Raw genomic sequence first — 11,718 nt, 5'->3', positions numbered from 1 at the left:
GCTCACTCCTCTCCGGCGCAGGGCCGGACCGGGCTTTGCAACCGCAGCAACCCGGTCTTGGGGTAAGCCACATCGGCCAGCGCCTCGCGCAGCGTGCGGGCGGCGCTGTCCTGCACGAAGCCATGCAGCGCCGTCAGATCGGCCTTGCTGCGGCCGGTGATGGGCCGCTTGAGCATGGCACCCAGCAGGCTGGCCGCACGGCACAGGTTGGCATGCGCCGGCTCGTAGGCACGCTCACGCAGCAGCTTCAGGCCCAGCGCCGTGGCGATGAAGGCGTCCAGGTCAAGCGGCTTGGAGATGAGCTGCACAGCGTCCGTCGTCGGTACCGCGCCGGCCTCCGGATAGCGCAGGCGCTGCAAGCCCGACGGAACCGTCTCGCGCTGGTCGGCCGCAAAGCGCAGCGGCACCAGCAGGTAGTTGATCTGGGCCGAGAGCACCGGCGGCGCACCGTCGCGGTCGACGACGCCCCACACCTCCAGCAGCACGCGTTGGTCGTTGAGCTGCTCGACGAGCTCGGCGCTGAACTCGCTGCCGTCCAGCGCCGGCGCACGCTTGGGGCAGGCACGGAAGGCCACCGGCGTGGCGCCTGGGTTGATCCAGTGCTCGTCGCGTTCCTGGTCCAGCTCGAACTGCAGCTTGTTCAGGAAGCGGTCGATGGCCGCGCGATCCGCCATCGCGCCGCCACTGGGCTCGCTGAGCAGCACCGTGAAGCGCCCCGGCGCAGGCGCGCAGGTGACGACGGCGGCCTGCGCGCTCCCGCCGAGCAGCAGGGCCAGGAGAGGTGTTCGCCACATCGTGTTACTCCAGGTTGGCGATGGCTTCGTCCACCGTCTGCTTGAGCCGCGGAAACTGCTCGGCCGGCGCGGCGATGTCGCCGCCGATGCGCTGCTGCAAGCCGTCGGGCTTGCCGGCCACCGCGGCGCTGACGAGGTCGCGGTAGCGGCGCAGTTGCGGTAGCGCCTTGGTGCAGCCGTTGTCGCCGATGAGGCCCACGAGGGTGCGGTGGGCGCCGATGTCGTAATACTGATTGCGCTTGAGCAGCAGCGGCGGCAGCAGGCGGCACAGCGTCTCGGGTTCGCGCACGGCCATGGCCTCCAGCCCATGCTTGGCGGCCAGGGCATGCAGGCCGGGGCGGCGCAACTCCATCAACAGGGCTGGCAGAGCCGGCTCACCAAAGGAGGCCAGCACGACAGCGGCGTTGTCCAGCTTGTCGAGGTCTTCCTCTTCGGTGAGCTTTTGCAGCAGGCCCAGCATTTCCTTGGTGTAGCTCAGGTCGAGCTGGCGCTGCTTGATGGCCAGGTCCACCGAGTCCTTGATCCAGAAGCCCAGCACCAGCACGACGATGCTGGCGATCAGCTTGGGCGCCTCGGCACCCATCCAGCCGATCGCGCGGGCGGGCCAGGGCTTGAGGGGCGGTGCGGCGGCGTCCATGGATGCAGTGTCGGCCGCCCCTCGTGCTGCGCACAACCTCAATTCAACTATGGCCCCGCCTGCGCGCAGCGTGTCGTCGGCGTCGGCCCAGTGCCTAGAATCGTCCTCCCATGCGCCGCCTCGCCCACGCCCAAGCCCGCCGCCAGTCCTGGTGGCTGCTCGCCGTGCTGGTGCTGGGCCTGCTGGCGCCAGGCATCAGCGCCGCGCTGGCGCATGCGCGGGGCGGCTTCTTCACTTGGCAGGACGTCTGCCGCGCCCCGTCGGCCACGCAGGCTGGCCAGCAACCCAAGCCCATCGAGGCCGCGCTGGACCTGCTGGCCAAGGGGCACTGCGCGGCCTGCCATCTGCACGCCGCCGATCTGGCCGCACCCCCCGCTCCGCTGCAACTTGCGCTGCGTGACGACCTCGTGCTGGAGGCGCCCGAGCGCTTCTGGACCGCGCCGGTCACTGCCCACGCCTGGCGGCCTGCCAGCGCACGCGCCCCACCCGGGTCGATCTGAGTCTCCTGCACTGCCGGGCCAACAAGGCCTGGTGTTTGCCGTCGCCCGCCCGGGCGTCGGCGCGACTCGGATCACTACCCGTTCATGAACAAGAAGACTGCCCTTGCGCGAGCGGCCGCCGCCTGCGCCGCCGTTTGCCTCCTGCCAGCCCTGGCCGGGGCCTGCGACGATTGCGATGACGCACCGCCCACTGCCCTGCCCACCAGCGCGGCCGAAGACGCTCCGCCTGCCGCGCCCCGCACGAGGCTCGGCCTCGTGCGCGTGCAAGGCGCCGCACCCAGCTCCCTGCCCACCAACATTCCCACCACCCGCGAAACCGTCACGCGCGAGGACATAGCCCGCAGCATCAACGCGACCGACGCCGAAGACGCGTTGAAGTACCTGCCCAGCCTGCTGGTGCGCAAGCGCTACATCGGCGACTACAACCACGCCATCCTGTCCAGCCGCGCCTCGGGCACCGGCAACAGCGCGCGCTCGGCCGTCTACGCGGACGGCATGCTGCTGTCCAACTACCTCGGCAACGGCGTCGGCGGCCTGTCTTTCCCACCGCGCTGGGGCATGGTGACACCGGAAGAAATCGAGCGCGTCGATGTCATGTACGGGCCGTTCTCGGCTGCCTACCCCGGCAACTCGGTGGGTGCCGCCGTCGACTACGTGACGCGCATGCCGACCCGGTTCGAGGCGCATGCCAAGCTGGGTTACACCGCGCAGCCCTTCGAGTTGTACGGCAGCAAGACAACCTATCGCGCCTGGCAGGCCAGTGCTTCGGTGGGCGATCGAGCCAGCGATTTCAGCTGGTGGCTCAACGTCAACCGCACCGACAGCGACGGCCAGCCGCTGACCTTTGCCAACCGCCTGGCCAGCGCGGGCACGGCGGTCACCAACCGTACGCCGGTGGCCGGCGCCGTGCTCGCGCCCAACAGCAGCGGCCAGCCCTGGTACCTGCTGGGCGCGGGAACGACCTACAGCACCCGGCAGGACCACCTCAAGATCAAGCTGGCCTACGACCTCGGCCCGACGCTGCGCGCCACCTATGTGATGGGTGCCTGGCGCAATGATTCGGACGGCCAATCGCAGAGCTCGCTGCGCAATGCCGCCGGCCAGCCGGTCTACTCGGGCGCCATCGTCATCGACGGTCGGCAGTTTGCGCCCCTCACCGGCGGCGACTTCGCGCTGACGCACGAGCAACTGCTGCATCTGATGCACGGCGTCTCGGTAAAGAGCCGCACGAATGGCGAATGGGACTGGGAGCTGGCCGCCAGCCGGTACGACTACCGCCGCGACGACAAGCGCCAGAACGCCGCCACGAATCCCCAGCCCGGCGCCCAGACCGGCGGTGCCGGGACCCTCGCTGACGGCAGCGGCACCGGCTGGCACACGCTTGCCGCCAAGGGCCTCTGGCGACCGGCCGGCAGTGGCCATGTCCTGGACCTGGGCCTGCAGCAGGACGGCTACCGACTGCGCTACCTGACCTCCAGCATCGCCGGCAATTACCTCACCGACGCACCCGGCGCACTGGCGGCCAACGTGAGCGGCGACACCCGCCTGCAAGCCGCCTATTTGCAGGACGCCTGGCTGCCGGCCGAGGGCTGGAAGGCCGTGCTCGGCCTGCGCGCCGAAGCCTGGCAGGCCCGCCACGGCCGCACCGATGCCTCACCCACTGACGGCCGCAGCCACGCCGCGCGCAGCGAACGCTTCCTGTCGCCCAAGGCCGCGCTGTCCTGGCAGGCCGCGTCCGACACCGTGCTCAAGGCCTCGATGGGCCGCGCGGTGCGCATGCCCACCGTCGCCGAGCTCTACGGCGCCACGTCGACCGCGAATTCGCAGTACATCAATGACCCGGACCTGAAGCCCGAGAAGTCCTGGACCGCCGAGTTGAGCGCCGAGTCCGTCTGGGGAGCGATGCAATCGCGCCTCACCTTTTTTGCGGAGACGACGCGCGACGCGCTCTATTCGCAGACGCTGTTCGACGCGTCAGCCAACCGGAATGTCAGCCGCGTGCAGAACATCGATCACATCGCCACCAGCGGGTTGGAAGCGACCCTGGGTACGACCGGCTGGCTGGTGAAGGGGCTGGACCTGAGCGCCAGCGCCACCTACACCGACTCCACAATCAAGGCCAACGCCGGCTTCGTCAACATGCCCGGCGATACCCTCGGCAGATGGCAGCCCAACATCCCGCGCTGGCGGGCCACGGTCCTCGCCACCTGGCGCCTCGACGAGCACTGGAGCGCCAGCCTCGCGGCCCGCTACAGCGGCCGCCAATACCGTACGCTGAACAATGCCGACGTGAACGGCTTCGCCTACATGGGCGTCAGCAAGTTCGGGACCGCCGACCTGCGCCTGCTGTGGAAGATCGACCGCCAGTGGAGCGCCGGGGTCGGCATCGACAACCTGAACAACTATCAATACTGGAACTTCCACCCCTACCCGCAGCGCAGCTACTCAGCCGAGCTGAAATTCGACCTATGAAGACCTACCTCACCGCATCCCTGCTCGCCCTGGTCGGCACCGCCCAGGCCCACATCACGCTGGAGCAGCCCGAAGCCCCGGCCGGCAGCAGCTACCGCGCCGTCTTCAAGGTCGGCCACGGCTGCGAGGGCGGCGCCGCGACGAAGGAAATCGTCGTCACCCTTCCCGAGGGCCTGGGCGGCGCCAAGCCCATGCCCAAACCCGGCTGGACGCTGGCCACCCAGCGCCGCCCGCTCAAAGTCCCGTCCGAGAGCCACGGCAAGCCCGTCACTGACGAACTGGCCGAAGTGCGCTGGACGGCCAATGGCGAGGCCAACCACCTGCCGGACGCCTGGTATGACGAATTCATCCTGCGCGTCACGCTGCCCGCCGAACCGGGCGAGCTGGCCTTTGCCGTGCGCCAGGTCTGCACCCAGGGCGAATGGCACTGGGCCGAGTTGCCGACGGCCGCGAATCCGAGGCCGCGTGCACCGGCCGTGCGGCTGAAAGTGACACCGGCACGCGCCGACGCGCACGTCCACTGAGCCGAAAAAGCCGGGTCGGCCCTGGCTGATCGCGGCATTGTTCGCAGCCTGCTGCGCCGATGATTCAGCCCGTCACCAGTGCATGGCCCCCGGCAACGTTGCGGCCCCTGGCGAGGCGGACAAACGCGAACCGCCCGCGACCATGAAAGCATGAGATTCGGGCCCAGCTGCGTCACCTCCCGGTGTCGCCCTGCCGGGCCACCTGCGCTGTGATCCACGCCGCAGCCCCACGCCCCTCCGGGGTGCGTCTCGGGCGGCGTGAAGCGCTCTTGCGCCCCGAACGGCCTTGGCCGCTCGGGGCTTTACTTTGCCCACATGCAAACGCCACTCGACGTGTGCAGCGGCCTTCTGGGAACTGACCGGTAGCATCGTTACCTGTTGCAGCAGCAGGAGTTCTTCATGACGGTGCTCGCTCGATTCTGCGCGGCACTGTGGTTTACGGCGGCGGTGCAGACTGCGGCAGCCGTCGAGGTCGTGCGCATTCCGCGCCCCGAGGTTCATGACGACCGTCGGTCGGTCTACGCCGATCAATTGCTGGCGCTGGCGTTGGCGCGCTGCGGCACCGAATACCGGATCGAGCATGCGGGTGTCACCATGAACCAGGAGCGCCAGGTCCTCGAACTGGAAGCGGGGCGCATGATCGACGTGGCGCCCATTCCTGCCTCGCCCGAGCGCGAAGCCCGCTTGCTGGCGATCCGCATCCCCGTCAATCGCGGCATGCTCGGTTGGAGGGTTGGCCTCATCCGGCGCGGAGATCAGGCACGCTTTGCGTCGCTCAACTCACTGCGGCAACTTCAGCAACTGCGGGTAGGCCAAGGCCAGAGCTGGCCGGACACCGAGATCCTGCGTGCCAACGGCATTCCGGTCGTGGCTGGCTCGGCCTATCTGGCGCTCTTCAACATGCTGCAGGGAGAACGATTCGACTACTTTCCCCGTGGGTTGACCGAGGTCTGGGATGAGCTCGCGGAGCGCTCGGACCGCTTCGAGGTGGAGTCTCGCGTGGCGTTGCACTACCCCTATGACGCCTACTTCATGGTGAACCGCAAGGCCACGAAGCTTGCCGCCGACATTGAGCGCGGACTGAACCAGGCAATTGCCGATGGCAGCTTTGACAAGCTCTTTGAGCGCTACTTCGGCGAACGGTTACGCCGTGCGCGCCTGCATGAGCGCGTGGTGATCGATCTCACCAATCCGCTGCTCACGCCTGGCACCGCCACGCCCGCCGAACGCCCGGAGCTCTGGTATGACTTCCGGCGCTGGCCGACGAAGGCTAAGCCGAAGTAGGCAACGACGACCTCACGCCGACAAGGCAATTTCTCTTTGAGACAGAAGTGGCCGCCAAAGCTCCCAGCCCGGGCGTGCTGTCTCAGCGCATCGCGACGCTGACGCCCTCGCGCTAGGGCGCTGGCAGCGTCAACAGGAAAAAGCCCGCCTCGCCGCGGTCCCGTTCTTCACCTGCACGTCCACGAGGCAGGTCTGGCCGACCTCGGTGGCGCGCATCAGCCGCGTGTGCCGTGGCTGCGACGCAGGGCCGGGCATGGCAACAGCAGGCCGGCACGCGGGCGCTGCGCACGAGTTTTGGTGTGTGCGAGGGCCATGGGCGCGGATGGTGGGCATGCCCCCCGGGGTTGAGGGGTCAGGCAAGCCCTTGCCACTAACGATTGCCTAACGGTGCCCTTCAAAACTGGCCTCCAACCTGATCGGAGACCCCGCCATGAAGCTCGCTCGACTGCTGTTGCCCCTGACCCTTGCCGCCAGCCTTGGCGCCCATGCCCAACAGGGAGTGAGCCTGGCCACCGGCCTCACCGACTTCACGACCTGGTCGCTGTACGGGAGCGCCACGGCGTCCAACATGACGCCCGGCAATGGCTTTACCTACAGCGACCTGCAGCTGACAGCGGCGGGCACCGGCGGCCAGGGCGGCGCCGGCTTCGCGCCGAATGCGATCGCCCTGGACTTCAACCAGGCCTTCGCCTTCGACTTCCACTTTTTCATCCCCGTCAGCCAGGGCCTGCGTGGCGACGGTTTCACCTTCACGCTGAGCGACACGGCCGGCGTCGGCGGCGCGGGCTCGGGCCTCGGCTATGACGGTTTGAGCACGGCCAGCGTGGCCTTCGCCATCGACACCTTCCATTTCAACGGCGAACCGGTGTCGCCCAGCTTGCAGATCCTGTCCGGCGGCTCCGTGACGCCGCTGGCCGCTACAGAAACCGGCCTGGGCGACGCCATCCGCGACCCCGACTTCCAGTGGTATGCCTCAGTGCAGTACACGCCCTCGGGCCTGAATGACAACGCCGGCATGCTGACTGGCACCATTGAGCACTTGAACCTCGGCACCTTCACAGTCAGCGCCCAAGTCAGCTTCGACCAGCTCGGCCTCGTCGGCACGCCGGTGTTCTACGGCTTCACGGCCGCCAATGGCCTGGCCACCGATGGCCATTTCGTAACCAGCGCCGTGCCGGTACCCGAGCCGGGCAGCGGGGCCCTGATCCTGGCCGGCTTGGCCTGTCTGGGCATGCTGGCCCGGCGCCGGCGCGCGCGTTGACGCGATCCAAGTCGCGGCCCAAGGCCCGCCCGCGGAACGCACCTTGACGACTACGCCTCTCCCGCGACGTTGAAGACACCAGCCTCGGACAAGCGAAACCCGCAACGGCTGTAGAACTCCCGCAGGTCAGGCTCGAAGTCGACGTGCACCCAAGTGACCCCGCGCGCCCTGGCTTGCTCCAGCGCGGCAAGAACCAACGCCGTTCCGATACCGTGCCGCCGGAAACTGGGATGAACCGTGGTGTCAAGGACAAACGCATGCGCCTTGCCGTCCCAGGCGACGTTGACGTAGCCGACAAGTTCGGTCCCCCGGTAGGCGCAAACGTAGGCCATGCTGGAGCGCAAGACGGGCTGAAATGTCGCAGGGCAATGGTTCGCCCACGACGCAGAAAACAACTTGTTCAGCTCCAGGTCACTTAGGGGCGGCGAGAGCTTGTATTCGATGGCGGGCGCTGCACTCATGGGTGTCACGTGGTTAGGCGCCACCCGACTCAGCGACGAACGCGATAGCGGATGTGGGTGGCCTCCGGGGTGTCGATCACCCGGACAATCTCCAACTCCACGCGCGAAGGCAACATCTCGAATAGCCGGCGGCCACCACCGAGCAGGACCGGGATCTGGTGGATCTGCAACTCGTCCAGCACACCAGCCTCGAGCGCCCGTTGTGCCGTGTACGCGCCGAGCATCAGCACGATGCGATCCCCGGCGGCGGCCTTTGCCTGCGCCATTGCGCGCTCGATGCCGTCGGGCACGTAGGTCACCAACGGATAGTTCGCTACCGAAGGGCCTGGCGGCCGGTGGCTGGGCACGATGATCGGGACACCGTGGTTGTCACCGCCCCAGTGATCGACCTGCTCCACAGTGCGCCGCCCCGCCAGAATCGCGCCAGGTGAGTTCCAGTCGTCCCACAATTGTCCGACCGGCCCAGATGGACGGGAGAAGTCCCCATACCACTCGTGCAACCGGTCGAACCCGTCGCCGCCGGGGTTGCCGACTTCGTCGTTCGGGCCAGCGATGTATCCGTCGAGTGACATCGACATGAAGAGGACCGAGGTGGACATTTGGGGTCTCCTGCTCTCTCGCTACGGATAGGGCGCGCCGTCCTTGTGAACAAAGGCTCCGTCTCGATTTGACGACTTCAAGTCGACGTCCGAGCATGTGGTCATGTCATCCGGATGACGAGAACCGACTTCGAGGTAGACGGCAACGCTATCGCAGCGGTTCTGGAGGTGATGCCCATTGCCGGTTCCCTTCGGAAAGGCAGCACAGTCGCCGGCACGAAGGATGGCTTCCTCGCCATCTTCAACGAGCGTTAGCTCACCCGACAATACGTAAACGAACTCATCTTCGTGACTGTGCCAGTGCCTTTGGCTTGACCACTTTCCCGCCGGAAGGGTCATGAGGTTCACGCCGAAAGCATTGAGGCCGCCGGCATCCCCGAGACGTTGACGTGTTCGACCGGCACAAGCTTCGTTGAACGGATTCGGGTAGCCGGTCCCTACGCGCACAGGCACCGTGGCGATATCGATTTTCGGCATTGCGAGCTTTCCGTGAGCGTGGGAGTCTTGGTGAGCCTAACGTGAAGATGAGCGGACGCCGCAGGCGGTCCGCTCCAATGGCAGGTTATGCATCTGGCTCATTGTTCCAGCGCCTCGCGGGCAACATTGCAAACCTCCTCGGCGCGCTCGGAAGGCGTGGGAAAAAACGCAATGCGCTCCAGCTCTGGGCGAAGGGCGGAAGTCAGTTCCTGGGATTGGGCTACGACCGTTCCGATGAGGTTGTACTTCCACGTTTCGTCTTCGCCCGCCAGCACTCGACGGACATAAGGCGCAAGCGGCTCACCGACAGCAGCCAGTGCAGGAGCGAGGACTAGCGCAACAGGCCAATTGGCATCCTGAACCCACTGCAGGAGTCGTTCTGCGCTAGGTTTGATCGCAGGCCACCCTGCCTCGACTGCAGCGTTAGCGGCGGCAAGATCGAACTTGTCGCGTGGCAAGACTAAAGCTTCAGGATGCATAACGTGAAGACTCAGCGGGCGGCGAAGCCGTCCGCTGCAGTGAAGGGTTGAACCGCTTCATCGGACGTTGAGCCGGGAAATGCTGAACTCAACAGCGCCGTCGCATGGGACTTCGCCGACTTCGATGCGGAATCCGAGCACTTCGATCAGTCCAAGGGATTGGTCGACGACGCGAGCTACGCCCTTGTATGACCACTCGCCAACCTTCTCCAACCGCTCGACGGAGCGCTGCGCTCGAACGTCGTCCGGCCAGTCGGCCAAGTACGCAGCTTGCACCTCCGCGTCATCCCCAGACAAAGCGTCACAGACATAGGTGCCGCGGGCCAATTCGCACGGCCAGCAGAACGCGTCGATGACGCCCTGCGCGCTCCGCAACGTCACCGTCGCGCTCTCGTCCCCAGGCGTGAATGGCACGACTCGTTCGACTAGAAGCCTATACATAGCGGTTCAACGTGAAGGTGAGCGGACGCCGAAGGCGGTCCGCTCGAATGGCAGGTTATAGGGCACCGCTGCGCACCTGCAATCTTTTCTTCGCGGCATCGCTGACGAACGGCTCTTCGTCCGAAGTGAGCTCCGCGAGAACAGCCGTGTCGCACTTCGCATTGCAAGCCAAGGCATGTCGGACTGAAGAATCAGGATCTCGCATGAGCGCCCGCTGCAAATCCTGGCTTAGCTTGCGCTTTCCGGCGACCGTATACCTGACGGCAGTTGAGGGATCGTTGGCGAGTCGATCCAGCACCTCCAGTGGCACCGTCTTGTTGTTAGCCACCCACTCGCGCATATCTGGATACCGCTCGATGACTGCCAGCCAGACATCAGCCGGGGCATCGTCTGACCCTGCACGCTCTTGCTCCGCCGGAATCTGGCTGATGCGGAGACGGGCAAATTCCTCGGCGGAACAAATCATTCGACTGACCTATAACGTCGAAGCTCAGAGGGCGGCGAAGCCGTCCGCTGGAGCGAAAGGTTGAACATCACGCATCCTCCATCGAAACTTGTTTGAACTCGCTAGTAAGTCCGTCAACGAACGCGCCCAGGAACAGAAGGCCATCGCCAACCCACTGAACTTCAATACCGCCCTGAACGATCACGCAATGAAACTCAAAGGGCTGTTCATTGGGGCGCTGCGTGAACACAAAGCTCTCGCGCTCTTCGTCGAGCAAGGCGATCTTCCGAAGGCTCCGCAAAAACTGCTCAACCAACGTTTCCGACTGCGCGGAAAAACGAAATATCTGACGCCGCCTCATGTACTGTTCAACGTCAAGCTCAGCGGGCGGCGAAGCCGTCCGCTGCAGTGCAAGGTTGGGCAGAAATGTGATCGGCAGCCAGCCATTCGAAAAGGTACGGCGCCTCTCGGACAGCAGCTTCTAGGCTCTCGAAAAGGGAGGACGTCGGCGGCAATGATGCCCAACGGTCGACGCCAGCCAGCGCGTTGGTGTAGCAGTACTGCTCTTGATACCCGAACAGTCCGTCCGCGCGTCGCACTACTTGCAGTCGACGCTTGCCGCTGGATGAATCAATGGTGTGCACGACGCTGTTCATTTACCTGYTGCYCAACGTTCCAGGTAAGCGGACCAGCCAGCGTAGCTGGCGCAGGTCCGCTTGAGCGCAGGGTTGGGCATCACTTTGCGGCCCCTTTGAAGAATTTCAGCATCGCACCGAAAAACTCACGTGCCTCATTGGCGTCGTCGAGCCTGTGGGAATGCGCGTGGGTATTCCACAGGCCGAGAACCTCGTGGTCTTCCCTTAAGAGAAGGTCAACAATCTGAGCAGTGAGGCGCCGCATTTCGTCTCCATCCCGTCCTTCAACGATGCTCCGCCAGATGTCGTCGTCTGTTTCGAAATCGAGATACGCATCCTGGTGATACCAGCCGCCGATGGTGCTCTTGAGCGTCGCCAATTCGCCCAGAGACGCGAGGTAGCTAGATTCTGGTTTCATGAGCTCAACGCTGGCGGTAACCGGCACGGGCCGGGAGGCGAAGCCGACCAGAGCCTGTCCGGTTGGCTGGCTAACGTGAAAGSTCAGCGGGCGGCGAAGCCGTCCGCTGSAGCGACCGGTTATGCCGAGCGCAGTTTGTCGAAGCGCCGCTGGCCGCGACACGACGAAGCCGCCGAAGTTGAAGCCCGTCGCCGGCTGAGGCGAGCAGGCTTGGTGGACTAGCCGGAAGCGCAATGCAACGCGGAATCCAGGTCCGGGCGCCGCCGAAGCGGGACACCGACACGCGCTCAC

At 65.8% G+C, this 11,718-nt stretch carries 16 protein-coding genes; 5 read left to right on the top strand and 11 right to left on the bottom strand.

Features of this window, described 5'->3' with window-relative positions; translation table 11 throughout:
- Positions 1 to 2: 2 nt before the first annotated feature.
- A complete protein-coding gene (locus ASC95_RS08120; RefSeq protein ID WP_057297264.1) occupies positions 3 to 794 on the bottom strand; it encodes a hypothetical protein in 792 nt (263 codons plus the stop codon).
- A gap of 4 nt (positions 795 to 798) precedes the next feature.
- Complete coding sequence (locus ASC95_RS08115) at positions 799 to 1,431, bottom strand: hypothetical protein (protein ID WP_057297263.1); 633 nt, start codon at positions 1,429 to 1,431, stop codon at positions 799 to 801.
- Between the two features lie 110 nt (positions 1,432 to 1,541).
- Here ASC95_RS08115 and ASC95_RS08110 point away from each other — a divergent pair, with 110 nt between their 5' ends.
- The 5 genes from ASC95_RS08110 (at position 1,542) to ASC95_RS08090 (ending at position 7,472) form a co-directional block, all read left to right on the top strand.
- Positions 1,542 to 1,931: a DUF2946 family protein gene (locus ASC95_RS08110; protein WP_057297262.1), complete on the top strand. Its 390-nt coding sequence runs from the start codon at positions 1,542 to 1,544 to the stop codon at positions 1,929 to 1,931.
- Between the two features lie 84 nt (positions 1,932 to 2,015).
- Complete coding sequence (locus ASC95_RS08105; protein ID WP_057297261.1) at positions 2,016 to 4,403, top strand: TonB-dependent receptor; 2,388 nt, start codon at positions 2,016 to 2,018, stop codon at positions 4,401 to 4,403.
- Positions 4,400 to 4,927, top strand: coding sequence for a YcnI family protein (locus ASC95_RS08100; RefSeq protein ID WP_057297260.1), 528 nt, complete (start codon positions 4,400 to 4,402; stop codon positions 4,925 to 4,927). Before ASC95_RS08105 ends, ASC95_RS08100 begins: the two co-directional genes overlap by 4 nt.
- 399 nt (positions 4,928 to 5,326) lie before the next feature.
- Positions 5,327 to 6,211, top strand: a complete 885-nt coding sequence (locus tag ASC95_RS08095; protein ID WP_157256019.1) for an ABC transporter substrate-binding protein — start codon at positions 5,327 to 5,329, stop codon at positions 6,209 to 6,211.
- Positions 6,212 to 6,641: 430 nt separating this feature from the next.
- On the top strand, positions 6,642 to 7,472 hold the full coding sequence (locus ASC95_RS08090) for a PEP-CTERM sorting domain-containing protein (RefSeq protein ID WP_057297258.1): 831 nt from the start codon (positions 6,642 to 6,644) through the stop codon (positions 7,470 to 7,472).
- 50 nt (positions 7,473 to 7,522) lie between these two features.
- Here ASC95_RS08090 and ASC95_RS08085 read toward each other — a convergent pair whose 3' ends face one another.
- From ASC95_RS08085 to ASC95_RS31770, 9 genes are all read right to left on the bottom strand, one after another.
- Positions 7,523 to 7,933: a GNAT family N-acetyltransferase gene (locus tag ASC95_RS08085; RefSeq protein ID WP_057297257.1), complete on the bottom strand. Its 411-nt coding sequence runs from the start codon at positions 7,931 to 7,933 to the stop codon at positions 7,523 to 7,525.
- Positions 7,934 to 7,962: 29 nt separating this feature from the next.
- Complete coding sequence (locus ASC95_RS08080) at positions 7,963 to 8,532, bottom strand: dihydrofolate reductase family protein (RefSeq protein ID WP_057297256.1); 570 nt, start codon at positions 8,530 to 8,532, stop codon at positions 7,963 to 7,965.
- A 21-nt stretch (positions 8,533 to 8,553) separates the two neighbouring features.
- Positions 8,554 to 9,009, bottom strand: coding sequence for a cupin domain-containing protein (locus ASC95_RS29815; protein ID WP_082567611.1), 456 nt, complete (start codon positions 9,007 to 9,009; stop codon positions 8,554 to 8,556).
- 98 nt (positions 9,010 to 9,107) lie between these two features.
- Positions 9,108 to 9,467 (bottom strand): DUF5071 domain-containing protein, encoded by a 360-nt coding sequence (locus ASC95_RS29810; RefSeq protein ID WP_235537805.1) that lies wholly within the window; start codon positions 9,465 to 9,467, stop codon positions 9,108 to 9,110.
- A 78-nt stretch (positions 9,468 to 9,545) separates the two neighbouring features.
- The gene (locus ASC95_RS08070; RefSeq protein WP_157256018.1) at positions 9,546 to 9,902 is read right to left on the bottom strand and encodes a hypothetical protein; all 357 of its coding nucleotides are present in this window, start codon (positions 9,900 to 9,902) and stop codon (positions 9,546 to 9,548) included.
- Positions 9,903 to 9,984: 82 nt separating this feature from the next.
- On the bottom strand, positions 9,985 to 10,395 hold the full coding sequence (locus ASC95_RS08065; RefSeq protein ID WP_057297253.1) for a hypothetical protein: 411 nt from the start codon (positions 10,393 to 10,395) through the stop codon (positions 9,985 to 9,987).
- Between the two features lie 67 nt (positions 10,396 to 10,462).
- The gene (locus ASC95_RS08060; RefSeq protein WP_057297252.1) at positions 10,463 to 10,735 is read right to left on the bottom strand and encodes a hypothetical protein; all 273 of its coding nucleotides are present in this window, start codon (positions 10,733 to 10,735) and stop codon (positions 10,463 to 10,465) included.
- Between the two features lie 19 nt (positions 10,736 to 10,754).
- Entirely contained in the window at positions 10,755 to 11,030 is a 276-nt protein-coding gene (locus tag ASC95_RS30425) for a hypothetical protein (protein WP_157256016.1), read from the bottom strand.
- Between the two features lie 79 nt (positions 11,031 to 11,109).
- On the bottom strand, positions 11,110 to 11,718 hold a 609-nt coding region (locus tag ASC95_RS31770), incomplete at its 5' end, for a hypothetical protein (protein WP_235537804.1).

Source organism: Pelomonas sp. Root1217 (assembly GCF_001425705.1).
Taxonomy (GTDB): Bacteria; Pseudomonadota; Gammaproteobacteria; order Burkholderiales; family Burkholderiaceae_C; genus Pelomonas.
Note: the sequence above shows the minus strand (reverse complement) of the source record. Positions and strands in the feature narration are given on the sequence as shown.

What these genes read in the sequence shown, in the direction of transcription:
- ASC95_RS08120 (WP_057297264.1), bottom strand. Translation starts at nt 794, where the DNA reads ATGTGGCGAACACCTCTCCTGGCCCTGCTGCTCGGCGGGAGCGCGCAG.
- ASC95_RS08115 (WP_057297263.1), bottom strand. Translation starts at nt 1,431, where the DNA reads ATGGACGCCGCCGCACCGCCCCTCAAGCCCTGGCCCGCCCGCGCGATC.
- ASC95_RS08110 (WP_057297262.1), top strand. Translation starts at nt 1,542, where the DNA reads ATGCGCCGCCTCGCCCACGCCCAAGCCCGCCGCCAGTCCTGGTGGCTG.
- ASC95_RS08105 (WP_057297261.1), top strand. Translation starts at nt 2,016, where the DNA reads ATGAACAAGAAGACTGCCCTTGCGCGAGCGGCCGCCGCCTGCGCCGCC.
- ASC95_RS08100 (WP_057297260.1), top strand. Translation starts at nt 4,400, where the DNA reads ATGAAGACCTACCTCACCGCATCCCTGCTCGCCCTGGTCGGCACCGCC.
- ASC95_RS08095 (WP_157256019.1), top strand. Translation starts at nt 5,327, where the DNA reads ATGACGGTGCTCGCTCGATTCTGCGCGGCACTGTGGTTTACGGCGGCG.
- ASC95_RS08090 (WP_057297258.1), top strand. Translation starts at nt 6,642, where the DNA reads ATGAAGCTCGCTCGACTGCTGTTGCCCCTGACCCTTGCCGCCAGCCTT.
- ASC95_RS08085 (WP_057297257.1), bottom strand. Translation starts at nt 7,933, where the DNA reads ATGAGTGCAGCGCCCGCCATCGAATACAAGCTCTCGCCGCCCCTAAGT.
- ASC95_RS08080 (WP_057297256.1), bottom strand. Translation starts at nt 8,532, where the DNA reads ATGTCCACCTCGGTCCTCTTCATGTCGATGTCACTCGACGGATACATC.
- ASC95_RS29815 (WP_082567611.1), bottom strand. Translation starts at nt 9,009, where the DNA reads ATGCCGAAAATCGATATCGCCACGGTGCCTGTGCGCGTAGGGACCGGC.
- ASC95_RS08065 (WP_057297253.1), bottom strand. Translation starts at nt 10,395, where the DNA reads ATGATTTGTTCCGCCGAGGAATTTGCCCGTCTCCGCATCAGCCAGATT.
- ASC95_RS08060 (WP_057297252.1), bottom strand. Translation starts at nt 10,735, where the DNA reads ATGAGGCGGCGTCAGATATTTCGTTTTTCCGCGCAGTCGGAAACGTTG.
- ASC95_RS30425 (WP_157256016.1), bottom strand. Translation starts at nt 11,030, where the DNA reads ATGAACAGCGTCGTGCACACCATTGATTCATCCAGCGGCAAGCGTCGA.